The 16709-nt window shown below is 72.1% G+C and carries 13 protein-coding genes and 1 pseudogene; 7 read left to right on the top strand and 7 right to left on the bottom strand.

What is annotated here, in order from left to right:
- Positions 1-678: HNH endonuclease (locus AC507J_RS31740; RefSeq protein WP_496294175.1), on the bottom strand; the 678-nt coding region annotated here is incomplete at its 3' end.
- A gap of 357 nt (positions 679-1035) precedes the next feature.
- On the opposite strand from AC507J_RS31740, the gene AC507J_RS31735 reads away from it, so the two are divergent.
- Complete coding sequence (locus tag AC507J_RS31735; RefSeq protein WP_496294173.1) at positions 1036-1779, top strand: class I SAM-dependent DNA methyltransferase; 744 nt, start codon at positions 1036-1038, stop codon at positions 1777-1779.
- Between the two features lie 51 nt (positions 1780-1830).
- Here AC507J_RS31735 and AC507J_RS31730 read toward each other — a convergent pair whose 3' ends face one another.
- A complete protein-coding gene (locus AC507J_RS31730) occupies positions 1831-2301 on the bottom strand; it encodes a hemerythrin domain-containing protein (protein WP_496294171.1) in 471 nt (156 codons plus the stop codon).
- A 186-nt stretch (positions 2302-2487) separates the two neighbouring features.
- Between AC507J_RS31730 and AC507J_RS31725 the strand changes: the two genes are divergently transcribed.
- Positions 2488-3207, top strand: coding sequence for a SanA/YdcF family protein (locus AC507J_RS31725; RefSeq protein ID WP_496294169.1), 720 nt, complete (start codon positions 2488-2490; stop codon positions 3205-3207).
- Between the two features lie 52 nt (positions 3208-3259).
- On the opposite strand, the gene AC507J_RS31720 is transcribed toward AC507J_RS31725, so the two are convergent.
- From AC507J_RS31720 to AC507J_RS31705, 4 genes and pseudogenes are all read right to left on the bottom strand, one after another.
- Entirely contained in the window at positions 3260-4171 is a 912-nt protein-coding gene (locus AC507J_RS31720) for an LPXTG cell wall anchor domain-containing protein (RefSeq protein WP_496294167.1), read from the bottom strand.
- A 145-nt stretch (positions 4172-4316) separates the two neighbouring features.
- Positions 4317-4817, bottom strand: coding sequence for a GNAT family N-acetyltransferase (locus tag AC507J_RS31715; RefSeq protein WP_496294165.1), 501 nt, complete (start codon positions 4815-4817; stop codon positions 4317-4319).
- A 10-nt stretch (positions 4818-4827) separates the two neighbouring features.
- Positions 4828-5913, bottom strand: a complete 1086-nt coding sequence (gene ychF, locus AC507J_RS31710; RefSeq protein WP_341717536.1) for a redox-regulated ATPase YchF — start codon at positions 5911-5913, stop codon at positions 4828-4830.
- 273 nt (positions 5914-6186) lie between these two features.
- Positions 6187-6615, bottom strand: a pseudogene (locus tag AC507J_RS31705) (hypothetical protein); the annotation flags it as partial.
- Between the two features lie 238 nt (positions 6616-6853).
- Here AC507J_RS31705 and AC507J_RS31700 point away from each other — a divergent pair.
- Both AC507J_RS31700 and AC507J_RS31695 read left to right on the top strand, forming a co-directional pair.
- A complete protein-coding gene (locus tag AC507J_RS31700; RefSeq protein ID WP_496294163.1) occupies positions 6854-8353 on the top strand; it encodes a DNA-3-methyladenine glycosylase 2 family protein in 1500 nt (499 codons plus the stop codon).
- A gap of 68 nt (positions 8354-8421) precedes the next feature.
- Positions 8422-8994 carry a methylated-DNA--[protein]-cysteine S-methyltransferase gene (locus tag AC507J_RS31695; RefSeq protein ID WP_496294161.1) on the top strand — a complete coding sequence of 191 codons (573 nt, stop codon included), beginning with the start codon at positions 8422-8424 and terminating at the stop codon, positions 8992-8994.
- 12 nt (positions 8995-9006) lie between these two features.
- Here the strand turns inward: AC507J_RS31695 and AC507J_RS31690 are convergent, their stop codons facing one another.
- Complete coding sequence (locus tag AC507J_RS31690) at positions 9007-10185, bottom strand: MFS transporter (protein WP_496294159.1); 1179 nt, start codon at positions 10183-10185, stop codon at positions 9007-9009.
- Positions 10186-10361: 176 nt separating this feature from the next.
- Between AC507J_RS31690 and AC507J_RS31685 the strand changes: the two genes are divergently transcribed.
- The 3 genes from AC507J_RS31685 to valS form a co-directional block, all read left to right on the top strand.
- Positions 10362-12206 (top strand): ABC transporter ATP-binding protein, encoded by a 1845-nt coding sequence (locus AC507J_RS31685; protein ID WP_496294157.1) that lies wholly within the window; start codon positions 10362-10364, stop codon positions 12204-12206.
- Positions 12203-14152: an ABC transporter ATP-binding protein gene (locus AC507J_RS31680; protein ID WP_496294155.1), complete on the top strand. Its 1950-nt coding sequence runs from the start codon at positions 12203-12205 to the stop codon at positions 14150-14152. Before AC507J_RS31685 ends, AC507J_RS31680 begins: the two co-directional genes overlap by 4 nt.
- The coding region (gene valS, locus AC507J_RS31675; protein WP_496294153.1) for a valine--tRNA ligase at positions 14149-16709 on the top strand (2561 nt) is incomplete at its 3' end. The genes AC507J_RS31680 and valS, both read left to right, overlap by 4 nt.

Raw genomic sequence — 16709 nt, 5'->3', positions numbered from 1 at the left:
GGGCAACGGGCGGATGTGCGCGGCCTGCAAGACCGGTTGGACCTTGTTGCCGGTGATGGCGCAGCGGCGGCCATAAGCGCCGAGCACGACCGCCTTGAACGACTGCTGGCCGAGGCGCTGCGGCACCAGCCTCGGGTCACCATAAACCGGTCCCGGGCGGTGCCACGGCTCGGTCAGATCAACCTCGAACGTCGCCCCCAGCAGGCGACCGATCAGCGGGTTGAAGAATTCCGCAGTCTCCACAGCAGCGAGGTCATAGGTCTTCCCCTGCACCAGGTTGGCGGCGAACCCGGGCGGCGGGCCGGCCATCGATCCGCCGGGGAAGAAGACGGTGTCCCGGACGAAGATGCAACCGATGAAGGGATCTTCGCCCGGCTCGATCGGCTGCCTGCGGTATCGGCCGACTCTGCGCCTCAGTTCATCGAGGCTGGCGGTGCCGTTCGCTTCGCCAAACAACTCCCAGGCTTCCGAGATCCGCAGCCGCTCGAAGCCGCTGAAGAAGCCGCCGCCGACGATTCGGTTGAGCGGGTAGTGCGCCTTGAAGAGAAAGGGCTCCCCCGGCGTCAGGGCCCGGAACGAGCCTCCACCCGGTCGCCAGAAGTTGACCTCACTGAGCTGCGGGCGCTCCGCCAGGAAGCGGAACCACGCCTCGTCAGTCACCCCCACGAAAGCCTTCACAGTGGACAGTTTCCGCCGTCAATGATCTCCCCGGCTACCGCCCGAACGGCCACGCCTCGTCGGCAGGCAATCTTGGACGATTTCGGCCCTCATGAGGGCTGGATCGCCCGGGGTGCCCCGCGTCACGGTGCGCCAGGGGCGGGTAAAGGGGTTGCTGGGGGGGCATCGATGGGGGTTGGGTGGGGTGAGCCGAGCGCACCGGCTCGAAGCCGGTCGAGTGGAGGGAGTGGCGACATGAGGCACGCAGCGACGCAGGTCCAGCGAGCATCCGTTTCCGACTTCATCGAATCGAGGCTTTGTGCGTACGTGGAAAGTGTGGGCGCCGCGCGGCGCTGGTAGTTGCGACGGGGGCCGCTGATGTCGGTCTTCGATGATCCGGGGCATTTTGGCCGCTACTGGGCCGACACCTACGACCAACCTGGCGGGCTGCCCGACCCGGAGCCGGCGGTTGAGTTCCTCGCCGAGTTGGTCGGGGACGGGGCCGGTCCGGTGCTGGAGTTGGCCAGCGGCACCGGTCGGGTCGCCGTTCCGCTCGCCGCTCGCGGCATCGCCGTGGAGGGGGTCGAGGGCTCGGCGGCCATGGTCGCGAAGATGCGTGAGAAGCCTGGCGGCGAGGCCATTCCGGTGGCGGTGGGCGACATGGCGGACGTGCCAGCGCCCGGCGGGCCGTACAGCATGGTGTTTCTGGTCTTCAACACGCTGTTCAACCTGGTTCGGGCCGAGCGGCAGGCGGATTGTTTCCGCAACGTCGCGCGGGTGCTGAAGCCCGGCGGCGCGTTCGTCATCGAGACGTTCGTGCCGAACGAGGCGGACTTCGACCGGGACGAGCAGATCCAGATGCGGGATGTGACCGAGGAGTCGGCCACCATCAGGTTGCACAAGTACGACCGGGCGGCGCAGACCTTCCTGCGGCAGACCATCACCTTCGACGGTACGGGGGTGCGCCTGCACCCGTTCGCCATGCGGTACATGTGGCCGGAGCAGATCGACGAGATGGCGGCCGACGCCGGCCTCCACCTGGCCGAACGGTACGCCGACTGGCACCGCACCCCCTTCACCAGTGAAAGCCCCTCCCACATCTCCCTCTACCGAATCAACTGAGGGAATCCTGGTACGGGAGCGCCCTCCCGGGGGCCCTCCCGTACCAGGATCTCAGAGTGGGCCGAGCACGGTGGCGGGGTCGGCGGGGAGGTGCAGGGTTTCCAGGACCGTCAGGAGTTGGCGTTCTTCGTAGCGGAAGTGGGACTCCATGATGGCGGCCACCCCTTCCAGGTGCCGGTTCAACTCCTCGGGCGGGGCGGCCCGCGCCACCGCCGCCTGGAGCCCGCCCAGCAGGTGCGCGATCATCGAATGGTCCTGCTGCAAGTAGCGCAGCGTGTCCCGCAGTTCGGGGTGCTGCTCGGCGATCGCGGGGAACAGGTCACGGTCCTCGCCCTCGTGATGGGCGTTCAGGGCAGCGCAGAACCCGTGACAGAACAACAACAGATCTCTGGTCGCCGGCTCGGCCGGCACACCGTCGGCCAGGGCCTCCCTGGTCACGGTCAACGCTTCGCGGAGTCTGGCGTGCACCCGGCGCAACTCATGGCTCCAGGCCACCAGCCTGGTCTGCTCGCCCTCACCCACAGGTGACGGGCGAAGGTACGACGATCATCACCGTCGAATCCCTTCGATCCGGCGCCTCCATGCCTGACACGGTCTGCCACCGACACGCGACGCTGCGGCAGAAGTTAGCACAGGACGCGCCCTGCCGGCGTTGCGGGGTGCAGACGCTGCCGGCCGACATGGCGGTTGCCTGAGACAATGATCGACATGTCGATCCGTACCGCTGTGCTGGCCAGGCTGCGCCGGGTCCGGGAAAACGGCCGAGGGCGCTGGTTACGGCGGGCGGCGCTGGCGGCTGTGCTCGGTGCGCTGCTGCTGACCGGCGCCAGTTGGGCCAGCGTGAGCTGGATCCGCTCCGGCGCCGAAGGCCGGATGTTCACCACGCAGGGCGCGCCGGAGACGCCGGTCGCCCTGGTGCTGGGCACCCGGGTCCAGCCGGACGGCACCCCGGCCCCGTTCCTCAGCGCCCGGCTGGAGATCGCCCGCGAGCTGTACGCCACCGGCAAGGTCCAGGCGATCCTGGTCTCCGGCGACAACATGCACGCCGACTACAACGAGCCCGAGGCGATGCAGCGTTGGCTTGTCGAGCGGGGCGTACCCGCCGACAAGGTGGTGCTGGACCACGCCGGCTTCGACACGTACGACTCGTGTGCCCGCGCCAAGCGGATCTTCGGCGTGGAGCGGGCGACCGTGGTCACCCAGCAGTTCCACCTGGCCCGGGCCGTCACCGTCTGCCGGCACCTCGGCGTGGACGCCATCGGTGTCGGCGACGAGACGGCCCGGGAGTTCGACCGGACCTGGCAGTTCGCCTCCGCCCGCGAGTACGGCGCCAGCGTGAAGGCCGCGTTGGACGTGCTCTCCGGCCGTGACCCGGTGCACCTCGGGCGCCGGGAGACCGGCGTCGACGACGCCCTCCGCAAGGGCTGACCAGGCCATCCGGGAGCCAGCGCCGACGATTGTGCGGCCCGCCCCGAGGGGCCTACGCGACGAAGGTGGTCCGGCGACGGCGGGCGATCAGGTACGCGGCGCCACCGAGGAGCAGCAACCCGCCGCCCACGCCGGCCACGGTCGCGGTCTGCGTACCGGTCACCGGCAGTCCGCCGCCCTGGCCGTCGTCCTCGCCGGGAACGCCCGGGCTGGCCGAGGGAACATCGGTCGGCGTACCGGTCGGGGTGGCGCTGGGCGTCACCGTCGGCGGCGCGGTCGGCGTGGCCGTGGGCGGCGCGGTCGCGGTCGGCGTGGCCGTGGGCGTCGGGGTGGCCGGCAGGACGAGTACGACGTCGACAAAGCCGAGCGGGTTCGGCGGCTCCAGCCCCACCAGCGGCACGGACGGGGTGCTCAGGGTCAGCGGGGCGCCCGTGCCCCGGACCGCCTTGCCAGGCGGGTAAGCCGAGCCGTCGGCCACCTGCTGGATGCCGCCGCGCCCATCGATCTCCGCCTTGCTGTACCAGCGGTGGATGATCGGCGAGATGTCCTCCGGCTTGGCGTTCGGGATGGTAGCGATGCCCAGCCCCAGCGCCGCCAGGCTCTCGCCCGGGGCCAGTTCCGCGTTGAATTCGCACCAGGCCGAACTCTGGTTGGTCCAGAAGGCGTACCAGCAGTTCTCATACGTCTTCGTGTAGGCGAGATCGTCCAGAATCCGGACGTGGACGACCAGGCCGTCGACCGGTGCGTCCCCGATGTTCGTCACCCCGAGCAGGGCCGGCACCTGCTCACCCCGGCCGACCCGGTGGCTACGGCGACCATCAACCGCCGGAAGCTCTTCGGTGCCGGCGGCGAGCTTCGCCGAGTCGGACGTCGACTCCGCCGGGGCCGCTGCGGCGGCCGGTGTGGTGAGCAGGCCAGCCGCGAGGAGTACGGCGCTCACGGCGAGCAGGGCAGAAGGACGCATGGCCGTGGAACCCCCGTGGATCTACGTCGATGACCGCGTCACCATACAGCAACCCGCCACCGCCCAGCGGTCCCCTGTGGCCGGTCGGACTCGCCGGTCGGACTCGCCGGTCGGACTCGCCGGTCGGGCGGAGGCGGCAGCGCCCTCAGCCGGCGGGCGTGGTCAGGTCCAGGAACATCACGTGCAGCCCGACCAGGCCATGCTCGGGATGGTCGAACGCCTGCGGAACGGTGGCGAGCACCTGGAAGCCGAGCGATCGCCAGAGCCGCACCGCGGCTTCGTTCGTCTCGACCACCGCGTTGAACTGGATGCTGTGGTATCCGGTCGTACGCGCCCAGTCGACGACGTGCTCGCCGAGGGCGCGGCCGACGCCACGACCGGAGTGCTGCGGATCGACCATGAAGCTGGCCGTCGCCACGTGAGCGCCCCGACCAGGCCGGTTCGGGTGCATCTTGGCGCTGCCCAGGATCGTCGCACCGTCCACCGCGACGACGGTGCGCCCCGGCGGCGGCTCCATCCACCAGCCGCGAGCCTGCTCCAGGGTCAGGCCCTCCGGATATGCGTAGCTCTGCCCCTGCGCGACGATCGTGCTGAAGAAGGGATAGATCAGGGGCCAGTCGTCGTCCCGGGCGTCGCGGATCAGCATGCGGTCGACCTCAGACGTTGAAGCGGAACTCGACCACGTCGCCGTCCTGCATGACGTACTCCTTGCCCTCGATGCGGACCTTGCCCGCCGCCTTGGCCGCCGCCATCGAACCAGCCTCGACCAGGTCGGCGTAGGAGACGACCTCGGCCTTGATGAAGCCGCGCTGGAAGTCGGAGTGGATCACCCCGGCGGCCTCCGGCGCGGTCGCGCCGATCGGAACCGTCCAGGCCCGCGCCTCCTTGGGCCCGGCGGTGAGGTACGTCTGGAGCCCGAGCGTGCGGAAGCCGACCCGAACCAACTGGTCCAGCCCCGGCTCGGACTGCCCGATCGACTCCAGCAGCTCGCGGGCCTCTTCCTCGGGCAGGTCCACCAGCTCGGACTCGATTTTGGCGTCCATGAAGACCGCCTCGGCCGGGGCGACAAGAGCCCGCAACTCGTCGAGGAACTCGGCGTTGTTCAGCTCCGCCTCGTCGACGTTGAAGACGTAGAGGAACGGCTTGGTGGTGAGCAGGTGCAGCTCGCGCAGGTGGTCCAGCTCGATCTTGGCAGCTGCGGCACCCGCGTACAGGGTGGTGCCGTTGTCCAGCACCTCGACGGCGGCCTTCGCGGCGGCGACGGCGGCGGCCCGGTCCTTGCGGAGCTTGGCCTCCTTCTCCAGCCGGGGCAGCGCCTTCTCAAGCGTCTGAAGGTCGGCGAGGATCAACTCGGTGTTGATCGTCTCGATGTCGTCGGCCGGCGAGACCTTGCCGTCGACGTGCACCACGTTCGGGTCGGAGAAGGCGCGGACGACCTGGCAGATCGCCGAGGCGTCGCGGATGTTGGCCAGGAAGGCGTTGCCCCGCCCCTGGCCCTTGGAAGCGCCGCGCACCAGCCCGGCGATGTCGACGAACGACACCGGGGCGGGGATCACCTTCTGCGAGCTGAAGATCTCGGCCAGCTTCTCCAGCCGCTCATCCGGCAGCCCGACCACCCCGACGTTTGGCTCGATCGTCGCGAACGGGTAGTTCGCGGCGAGCACGTCGTTCTTGGTGAGCGCGTTGAACAGGGTGCTCTTGCCGACGTTGGGCAGGCCGACGATGCCGATGGTGAGACTCACGACGAGCCAGCTTACGCCGCTACCCGACGATCACGGGCAGCGGTGGGTCAGCTCGACACCATCGGCCAACGGCAGCCCGCCGGGAGCCAGCTCGGCAGCGGCGGCCAGCGGCAGCCCGCCGGGAGCCAGCTCGCCGGCGATGGCCAGCGGCAGGGCACCGGGAGCCAGCTCGCCGGCGGCGGCCAACGGCAGGGCACCGGGAGCCAGCTCGCCGGCGGCGGCCAGCGGCAGCGCGCCGGGAGCCAGCTCGGCAGCGGCGGCCAGCGGCAACGCGCCGGGAGCCAGCTCGGCAGCGGCGGCCAGCGGCAGGGCGAAGCGGGCTTCCGCGGCGGGACCGGCCGTGTGCGACTCGCGGAGCATCCAGCGGACCTCGTCGACCGTCCAGCCCAGCTCCGGCCGGCGGGCGATCTCCCGGAGCAGTCGCAGCCCGGCCCGGGTGTCGTCGTCGTAGAAGCGCATGCACCAGTGGTGCACCCACATGCCCAGTGCCCGTACGCCATCGGGTGTCAGGGAGCGCAGCAGCCGGCCGCAGGCGGTGTCGTCGAAGGCCCGGCCCGGGTCGTCGGCGCGGTCCCGCTCGATGGCACCGACCGCGGCGGGTGCCACCGCCCGCATCCGGTCGTAGAAGCCCTGGAGCACGGCTGTGTCCAGCGGTGGGTGCCCGTCCCTCGACGCCGCCACCCGACCCGCCACGCTCGCCATCGCCGTACCCCTTCTTCAGTTGGTGGCCGCACGCTACCGACCACAACCGACACTTTCCCGCCCGGCACCCACCGGCGCTCGGCACCGCCGCTCGGCACCGCCGGCCGCGCGAGGCTCGGATGTCGGGTTGTTAATAAGGGGCCCTTCCTCTACCGCAGGCGTTAACAGGGGGCCCTTCCTTACAGCCAGGTCCGAAAACCGCCAGCTGGGGGGTCGGGGTGGGCGCATCATCGGTGGTGTGGAGTTGGACTTTGAGCGGTGTTACCGGGCCGTCGACAGCCGCGACCAGCGGTTCGACGGGTGGTTCTACACGGGCGTGACCTCGACCGGGATCTACTGCCGGCCGTCCTGTCCGGCGATGACGCCGAAGCGGCAGAACGTCCGGTTTTTTCCCTCTGCGGCGGCGGCGCAGGGCGCGGGGCTACGGGCCTGCCGGCGGTGCCGGCCGGACGCCTCGCCCGGCTCACCGCAGTGGGACGTCCGCGCCGATGTGGTGGGGCGGGCCATGCGGCTGATCGCCGACGGGGTGGTCGACCGGGACGGGGTACCGGGGCTGGCGGCTCGGCTCGGGTACACCGAGCGGCACCTGCATCGGATGCTCCGGGCGGAACTCGGGGCGGGACCGCTGGCGCTGGCCCGGGCCCAACGCGCGCAGACCGCCCGGACGCTCATCGAGTCCACCGGGCTGGGGTTGGCCGAGGTCGCCTTCGCCGCCGGATTCGGCAGTGTCCGGCAGTTCAACGACACCGTCCGCGAGGTCTACGGGGTGGCCCCGTCGCAGTTGCGGGCGGGGCGCCGGGGCACGATCGGCGGGGCGGGCACGGTCAGCCTGCGCCTGGCGTACCGCCCGCCGCTGCACGCCGCCGCGCTCCTCGACTTCCTCGCCCGACGCACGCTGCCCGGGGTGGACGAGGTACGCGACGGGACGTACCGCCGGGGGTTGCGGTTGCCGAACGGTACCGGCGAGGCCGCCCTGACCCCGGCGGACGGGTACGTGGCGGCGACGCTGCGCCTGACCGACCTGCGTGACCTGTCCCCCGCCGTGGCCCGCTGCCGGCGCCTGTTCGATCTCGACGCGGATCCGGTCGCCGTCGACCAGACCCTCGCCGCCGATCCGGCGCTGGCCCCGGCGGTGGCGGCGGAGCCCGGCGTACGTGTCCCGCGCGCGGTCGACGGCTTCGAGATGGCGGTACGCGCCATCGCCACCCAGCAGGTCTCCCTGGCCTCCGCCCGCACCACCCTCACCCACCTCCTGACCCACCTACCCGCCACCCCGAACGCTGTTGATCAAGAGGTTCTGGTCGGGAACAGCGCCACGGATGACGCAAACCTCTTGATCAACGGGGTCAAGGGCGCGCCTGTGCGGGGGTTTCCGGGTGCGGAAGAGGTGTTGGGGGTGCCGGACTCGGCGTTTCGGATGGACAGCCGGCGGCGGGAGGCGATCCGGGGGGTGGCTCGGGCGGTCGTGGACGGCGAGTTGGAGTTGGCGCCGGGTGGGGACCGGAAGGAGACCGTGCGACGGTTGCTGGCGATCCCCGGGGTCGGGCCGTGGACGGCCGGCTACGTGGCGATGCGCGCCCTCGGTGATCCCGACGAGTTCCTCTCCACCGACCTCGCGGTGCGCCGCGGTGCCGCCGCCCTCGGCCTGCCCGACGACCCGAAGACCCTCGACGGGGACGCCGCCCGCTGGCGCCCCTGGCGCTCGTACGCGGTGCTCCGGCTGTGGCGAGCAGCGTGAACCCGACCGCAACAGGCAGCGTGAACCGGACCGCAACAGGCAGCGTGCGCCCGCCCGCAGCAGGCAGCATGAGATCGACCTTGGAGGAGAGCGTGCAGAGCACGAGCATGGACAGCGTCACCATCGATACGCCCGCCGGCCCGTTCAGCGTCGTCGCCGGGCCGGACGGCGCGGTACGGGCCGCCGGGTTCACCCCCGATCCGGCAAACCTGCTGCCGTTGATCCACCCGAGCCTGCGCGGCGAACCACAACAGCAGGCCGAAATACAACAGCGGGCTGAACTTCGGCAGCGGGCCGAACTCGGCCCGGTCACCAGGGCGGTCGCGGCGTACCTCGACGGTGAGCTGACCGCGATCGACACGGTCCCGGTCGAGCAGCACAGCGGCGGGGCGTTCATGACCCACGCCTGGGCGGTGCTGCGCGAGGTGAAGCCGGGCGAGCCGGTCACCTACACCGGGTACGCGGCGCTGGCCGGCCGACCGGCCGCGATTCGCGCCGCCGCGGCGGCCTGCGCCCGCAACGCCGCCGCCCTCTTCGTCCCCTGTCACCGGGTGCTGCGTACCGACGGGACGCTTGGCGGTTACCGCTGGGGGCTGCCGGTGAAGGAATGGCTGCTCGCACACGAGCAGCGCGGCCGCTGAGCCGACCGGTTGTCATCGGGCCGTGGGGCTCAGGCCCGATGGTCGGGCCCAGAGGGCGACGGCGGCGACCAACGCCACGCCTGCCGTGAGCACGAAGGTGCCGGCCGTACCGGCCCGTTCGACGAGGATGCCGGCCACCGCTCCGCCGAGGCCGAAGCCTGCCGTGTTCGCGGCACCGAGCCAGGTAAAGGACTCGGCCGTACGGCCCGGCACGGCCACCTCGTCGCAGGCGAGGAAGGTGACCGCGAACGCCGGCGCGGTGCCGAGTCCCGCGACCACCGCCAGTCCGGTCATGACGACCATGTTGCCGGCCAGGGAGAGCATCGCGACACCCACGGCGACGGCCGACAGCAGCAGGCTCAACTGGCGTACGCTGCTGCACCGCCACCGCCCGGCACCGTAGGCGGCGCCGCCGATCAGGCTTCCGCTGGCGAAGGCCGCCAGCAACACGCCGGACAGATGGGCGGCGTGCTTACCGTCGGCGAAGGCCGGGAAGGCGACCTGGACGACGCCGAGGACGACGCTGATGCTCAGCACGACGAGCATCAGGATCCGGATCGCCGACGCGGGTGCCCGGCTCCCCCGGGCCGAAGGCTCGCGCGCTGCCGCGCCGCCACGTCGGGGCGGGCCGGCGGCACCGCGCCAGCCATGCACGGCCGGTACGCGGGCGTACCAGACGGTGCCGGCGAGCCCGATGACGGCCAGCGTGGCGAGTGCTCCGCCGGGAGACAGCAACGCGACCAGCAGGGCCACGTTGAGCGGGCCGGCGATGGCGGTCAACTCCTGCGCGTTGGCCTCCACCGCGTAGGCCGCCGGACGCAGGCGTTGACCGACCAGGCCGGGCAGCAGGGCCCGCAGCGCCGCCGCCTGCGCGGGCAGCAGCAGGCCGATCAGCGCCGCGACGGCGAGGGTGACCACCGCCGGGACTCCGATGTGGACGACAGCGACAAAGCCGATCATCGCCAGGCTGTTACCGGCCGCGGTCAGCACCAGCACGCGCTGACCGAGCCGATCGAGCAACCGACCGTGTACCGGCCGGGACAGCGCGGCGGCGAGGCCGAACGCCCCAGCGGAGAACCCGGCCACCACGTACGAGCCGGTGCCCTGTTCGGCGGTGAGCACCATGGCCAGCGGCGTACCGCCGTCGCGCAGCCGCGCCACGAACGCCGCCGCGACCGGTTGGCGGACCACCGACCGACCCAGGATCTGGCGGTAGTTGTCGAGGAGTGCGATGGCCCCATCTTGGCACCGACCCAGGCCAGCCGCCGCGCGTCAGCCGTCCGGATGAGGCCGGTCACCGGAAAAGGCAAGACTGGTGACAACAAGCCGACAGCGGCGCGGCTCCGGTTTGCCGATACCGTCGGATGGTGGCTGCGCGGAGTGACGGCGGCCCGGCCGGCCGTGGCGACGTCGGGCGACATCCCCTGGGTAATCTCTGGCGGCTGCGGCACTACCTACGCCCGCATGCCGTGCAGTTCGGCTGGCTGATGCTGGCCGGGCTCGCCGCCACCGGGGCCGGCATCGCCGTACCGCTGCTGGCCCAGCAGGTGGTCGACGGACCGGTGGCCCGGCGGGACCTGGCCGGCCTGTTCCAGTTGGCCGGGCTCGCGCTGCTGGTCGGGCTGGCCGAGGCATTGCTGATCTTCATCCGCCGGTGGGTGCAGTCGTCCTCCTCGGTGGCCATGGAGGCGGCCATCCGCGACGACGTCTACGCCCACCTCCAGCGGCTGCCGGCCAGCTTCCACGACCGGTGGCCCTCCGGTCAGCTGCTCTCCCGGATCACCAGCGACCTGTCGGTGCTGCGCCGGTTCCTCTCCTTCGGCCTGCTCTTCCTCGTCCTGAACCTGGTCACCTACCTGGTCGTGGTGGTGCTGCTGATCCGGCTGCACCCGGCGCTCGGCCTGCTGGTGGCCGCCAGCGCGGTGCCGCTGTTCCTGATCGCCCGCCGCTTCGGCCGGCACTACCACACCGCGTCCCGGCAGATGCAGGACCAGCAGGGCGACGTGGCCACCCTGGTCGAGGAGACCGCGCAGGGGCTGCGCACCATGCGGGCGTACGGGCGGGGACCGCAGCTGACCGAGCGGTTCGTCGCCGGTACCCGGAAGCTGCACGACATCGGGATCGGCAAGGGGCGGCTGCTCGCCCGCACCTCCGCCCGACTCGACCTGGTGCCCAACCTGACCCTGGGCATCGTGCTGGTGGCGGGCACCGCGGCGGTCGCCGAGGGGCGGCTCACCATCGGTCAACTGGTCGCCTTCGTCAGCCTCCAGCTGATGCTGATCTGGCCGGTGCAGTCGCTGGGCTGGATCATCGCCAACGGGCAGGAGGCGGCCACCGCCGCCGACCGGATCCAGGAGGTGCTGGACACCCCGCCGGCCATCGTGGACGCGCCACACGCCGTCGCCCTGCCGCGCTCGGCGGTACGCGGCCGGCTCCGCTTCGAGGCGGTCACCTTCCGCTACCCGGGCACCACCGCGCCGGTGCTGCGCGGCATCGACCTGACCGTCGAGCCCGGCGAGACCCTCGCCGTGGTCGGCGCCACGGGCAGCGGCAAGAGCACCCTGCTGTCGCTGGTACCCCGGCTGCACGACGTCGAGACGGGTCGGCTCACCCTCGACGGGCACGACGTGCGCGATCTCCGGTTGGCCTCGCTGCGCCAGCTGGTCGCGATGGCCTTCGAGGAGCCCACGCTCTTCTCCATGTCGGTCTGGGAGAACCTCACCCTGGGTCGCCCCGACGCCGGCGAGGACGAGGTACGGGCGGCGCTCACGCTGGCCCAGGCCGAGTTCGCGTACGACCTGCCGTGGGGGTTGCGGACCCGGCTCGGTGAGCAGGGCCTGTCGCTCTCCGGCGGCCAGCGGCAGCGGCTGGCGCTGGCCCGCGCGGTGCTGGTGCGGCCTGCGGTGCTCGTGCTCGACGATCCGCTCTCCGCGCTCGACGTGCACACCGAGGCGGCGGTGGAGTCGGCGTTGAAGCGGGTGCTGCGGGACATGACCGCGCTGCTGGTGGTGCACCGGCCCTCCACCATCAACCTCGCCGACCGGGTCGCGCTGCTGGAACACGGCCGGATCACCGCCGTCGGCCCGCACACCGAACTGCTTGCCACCGTGCCGACGTACCGCGCCCTGCTCACGGCCGAGCCGGCCGCCGCGCCAGCGCCCCGGAGGCCGGTCGAGCCGGCACCTGACGATTTCCCGCTGGTGCGCTCATGACCGCCGCCCAGTGGCGGGGCATCGCGCCCGATCCGCACGCCGACCGCAGCCTGGCCGAGGAGACCTCCCCGGAGGCGGTGGCCCGGCTGCGGGCCCGCAGCCGGGCGCTGCTGGCCGACGTGCTGCGGCCACACCGCAGGCGGCTGGGCGGTGCGGTCGCGCTGCTGCTGGCCCAGAACGCCGCCGCGATGTCCGGGCCGTACCTGGTGATGCTCGGCATCGACCGGGCGATCGAACCGCTGCGGGCCGGTCAACCCGGCCCGCTGGTCGCCGTCGCCGTGGCGTTCGCCGCCGCCACCGGAGTCGAGTACGTGGCCCGTCGGGGCTTCCTCACCCTCTCCGCCCGCATCGGCCAGGCCGTCCTGCTCGACCTCCGCCAGCGGGTGTACGCGCACTTCCTGCGGCTACCGGTGGCCTTTCACGAGCGCTACACCTCGGGCCGGATGATCTCCCGCCTTACCAGCGACGTCGACTCGATCGCCGAACTCGCCGACGGGGGCGTCGAGGGCCTGGTGATGGCGGTTCTGACGATCGTGTCGGTGGCCGGCATCCTGCTCTGGCTGGACCTGCCGCTGGCCGCGGTCACGCTGCTCGCCTTCCCGCTGCTGTTCTGGCTCTCCCGCTGGTTCGCCCGGGCCTCGGCCGCCGCATACCGGCGCACCCGCGAGGCGATGGCCCTGGTCATCGTGCACTTCGTCGAGTCGATGCGGGGCATCCGGGCCGTGCAGACGTACCGCCGGGAACCACGCAACCAGGAGATCTTCGCCTCGGTAAACGACGACTACCGCCGCTCCAGCCGGCACGCGTTCCGCCTGATCGCGACGTACTCGCCGGGGATCAAGCTGATCGGCAACGTCACGGTGGCGGTGGTGCTCTGCTACGGCGGCGCCCGGGTGCTGGACGGCCACATCGCAGTCGGTGTGCTCGCCGCCTTCCTGCTCTACCTGCGCCGGTTCTTCGAACCGATGCAGGAGCTGAGTCAGTTCTACAACTCGCTGCAATCGGCCACGGCGGCGCTGGAGAAGCTCGCCGGGGTGCTCGACGAACGCCCCGAGGTCGCCGAGCCGGCTAATCCCGTTCCGCTGCCCCGCCGCCCGACCAGCGGTGCAGCCAGCGCAACCGGCGGGCCGGGCAGCGCTACCGGCGGTGCAGCCGGCGCGACCGGCGGGCCGGGCGGCGGCGCGGTCACCTTCCGGTCGGTCTCGTTCGGGTACCGGCCGGAGGCGCCGATCCTGACCGGGCTGGACCTGAGCATCCCGGCCGGGCAGACGGTGGCGCTGATCGGGCCGACCGGTGCCGGCAAGTCCACAGTCGCCAAGCTGATCGCCCGCTTCTACGACCCGGTCGCCGGCACGGTCCTGCTCGACGGCGTGGACCTGCGCCAGGTCGCCGACGCCGAGCTGCGCCGGGCGGTGGTGCTTGTCACCCAGGAGACGCACCTGTTCGGCGGGACCGTCGCGGAGAACATCCGGTTCGGCCGCCCGGACGCCGACGACGCCGCCGTGGCGGCCGCCGCGCGGGCCATCGGCGCGCACGACTTCATCGCGGCGCTACCCGACGGGTACGCCACCGAGGTACGCCGACGTGGCGGTCGGCTCTCCGCCGGGCAGCGCCAGCTGGTCGCCTTCGCCCGTGCGTTCCTGGCCGATCCGGCGGTGCTGATCCTGGACGAGGCCACCTCGTCGCTGGACGTGCCGACCGAACGCGCGGTGCAGCAGGCGCTCGGCACCATCCTGCGCGACCGGACGGCGGTGGTGATCGCGCATCGGCTCTCCACGGTGGAGATCGCCGATCGGGTCCTCGTCCTCGACGGCGGCCGGATCGTCGAGGACGGCGCGCCCGCCGAGCTGATCGCCGGCGGTGGCCGGTACGCGGCCCTGCACCACCAGTGGCGGCTCGGTATTTCCGTGCCCGACCCCGGGGCGGTGCCTACCATCGACGGATGACTGACACGGCGCGGACGGCGCGTACCGGCGTCCCCGAGCGTCCGACCCTGGACGGCCTCGAGGAGACCTGGTCACGCCGCTGGCAGGAGGAGGGCACGTACGCGTTCGACCGGAGCAGGGAGCGGTCGGACGTGTACGCGATCGACACCCCGCCGCCGACCGTATCGGGCGAGCTGCACATGGGGCACGTCTTCTCGTACACCCACACCGACCTGGTTGCCCGGTTCCAGCGGATGCGCGGCCGGATGGTCTTCTACCCGATGGGCTGGGACGACAACGGGCTGCCCACCGAGCGTCGGGTGCAGAACGTCTACGGGGTGCGCTGCGACCCGTCCCTGCCGTACGACCCGGACTGGCGGGCACCGGAGGCTCCGGTGGACGACGCCGCCCGCAAGGACCCGACGCCGATCTCCCGGCGCAACTTCATCGAGCTGTGCGAGCGCCTGACCCTCGCCGACGAGCAGGTCTTCGAGGCGCTCTGGCGGCGGCTCGGGCTCTCGGTGGACTGGTCGCTGATGTACACCACAATCGGGCCGGCGGCCCGGGCCGCCTCGCAGCGGGCGTTCCTGCGCAACCTGGCGCGGGGCGAGGCGTACCAGGCCGAAGCGCCGACGCTCTGGGACGTCGGCTTCGCCACCGCCGTGGCCCAGGCCGAGCTGGAGGAGCGGGAACGGCCCGGCGCGTACCACCGGCTGCGGTTCCACGGGCCCGGAGGGCGGGAGGTGCTTATCGACACCACCCGACCGGAGCTGCTGCCGGCCTGCGTCGCGCTGGTCTGCCACCCCGACGACGAGCGGTACGCGGACCTGGTCGGCGCGGTTGTGCGTACCCCCGTCTTCGGGGTCGAGGTGCCGGTGCGCGCGCACGCGCTGGCGGACCCGGCCAAGGGCACCGGCATCGCGATGGTCTGCACCTTCGGTGACCTGACCGACGTGACCTGGTGGCGGGAGCTGGCCCTGGCCACCCGGGTGGTGGTCGGTCGGGACGGCCGGCTGCTGCCGGAGCCGCCGGCCGGGGTGCCCGGCGGACCGTACGCGGCGCTGGCCGGGCAGACCGTGAACGGCGCCCGGCGGAGCGTGGTGCAGTTGCTGGCCGACGCGGGCGACCTGGTCGGCGAGCCGCGCCCGATCACCCATCCGGTGAAGTTCTACGAGCGGGGCGACCGGCCGTTGGAGATCGTCTCGACCCGGCAGTGGTATCTGCGCAACGGCGGCCGCGACGCCGAGCTGCGCGAGGCGCTGCTGGCCCGGGGGCGGGAGCTGCGCTGGGTGCCGGAACACATGCGGCACCGCTACGAGCACTGGGTGGGCGGCCTGAACGGCGACTGGCTGGTCAGTCGGCAGCGTTTCTTCGGGGTGCCGGTGCCGGTGTGGTACCGGCTCGACGACGCTGGCGAGCCGGACTGGTCCCAGCCTCTCACGCCGGACGAGTCTGCGCTGCCGATCGACCCCGCCGAGGACGCCCCGCCCGGGTACGACGAGTCACAGCGCGGCGTGCCGGGCGGGTTCGTCGGCGACCCGGACGTGCTGGACACCTGGGCCACCTCGTCGCTGACCCCGCAGATCGCCGGTGGTTGGGAACGCGATCCGGACCTGTTCCGCCGGGTCTTCCCGATGGATCTGCGCCCGCAGGGGCACGACATCATCCGGACCTGGCTCTTCGCCACTGTGGTCCGGGCGCACCTGGAACACGGCACGCTGCCCTGGCGGACCACCGAGCTCTCCGGCTGGATCCTGGACCCGGACCGCAAGAAGATGTCCAAGTCCAAGGGGAACGTGGTCACCCCGATGGCGCTGCTGGAGCAGCACGGTTCCGACGCGGTGCGCTACTGGTCGGCAAATGGCCGACCCGGCACCGACCTGGCCTTCGACCCCGCACAGATCAAGGTCGGCCGGCGGCTCGCCACCAAGCTGCTCAACGCGTCGAGGTTCGCCCTCGGCCTGGGTGCCGCCGACGCGTTGCGCGCCCCGGCGACCGAGCCGCTGGACCGGGCCATGCTCGCCGAACTCTCCACAGTGGTCGGATCGGCCACCGCCGCCTTCGAGGCGTACGACCACACGGCGGCGTTGCAGACCACCGAGTCGTTCTTCTGGCGGTTCTGCGACGACTACATCGAGCTGGTCAAGGAACGCGCCTACGGCAGCGGTGCCGGGGCCGACTCGGCCCGGGCGGCGTTGGCCACCGCGCTCTCGGTGCAGCTGCGGCTCTTCGCTCCGGTGCTGCCGTACGCCACCGAGGAGGTCTGGTCCTGGTGGCGGTACGGCTCGGTGCACCGGGCACCGTGGCCCACCACGTACGAGGTGGGTCGGGCGATCCAGGGCACCGGCGACCCGCAGCTGCTGCGGTTGGCCTCCGACGCGTTGGGGCAGGTCCGGCGGGCCAAGTCGGAACGGAAGCTGTCCATGAAGGCGGAGGTGCCGCTGGCCGAGGCGCTCGGCCCGGCCGCCCTGCTGGACCAGCTCACCATGGTCGCCGACGACGTGCGGGCGGCCGGCCGGATCGGCAAGCTCGACCTGCTCCCCGACCGCACCCCCGAACTCGTAATCGCCTGCGCGTT

This window comes from Micromonospora sp. PRAS1, assembly GCF_059553435.1.
Note: the sequence above shows the minus strand (reverse complement) of the source record. Positions and strands in the feature narration are given on the sequence as shown.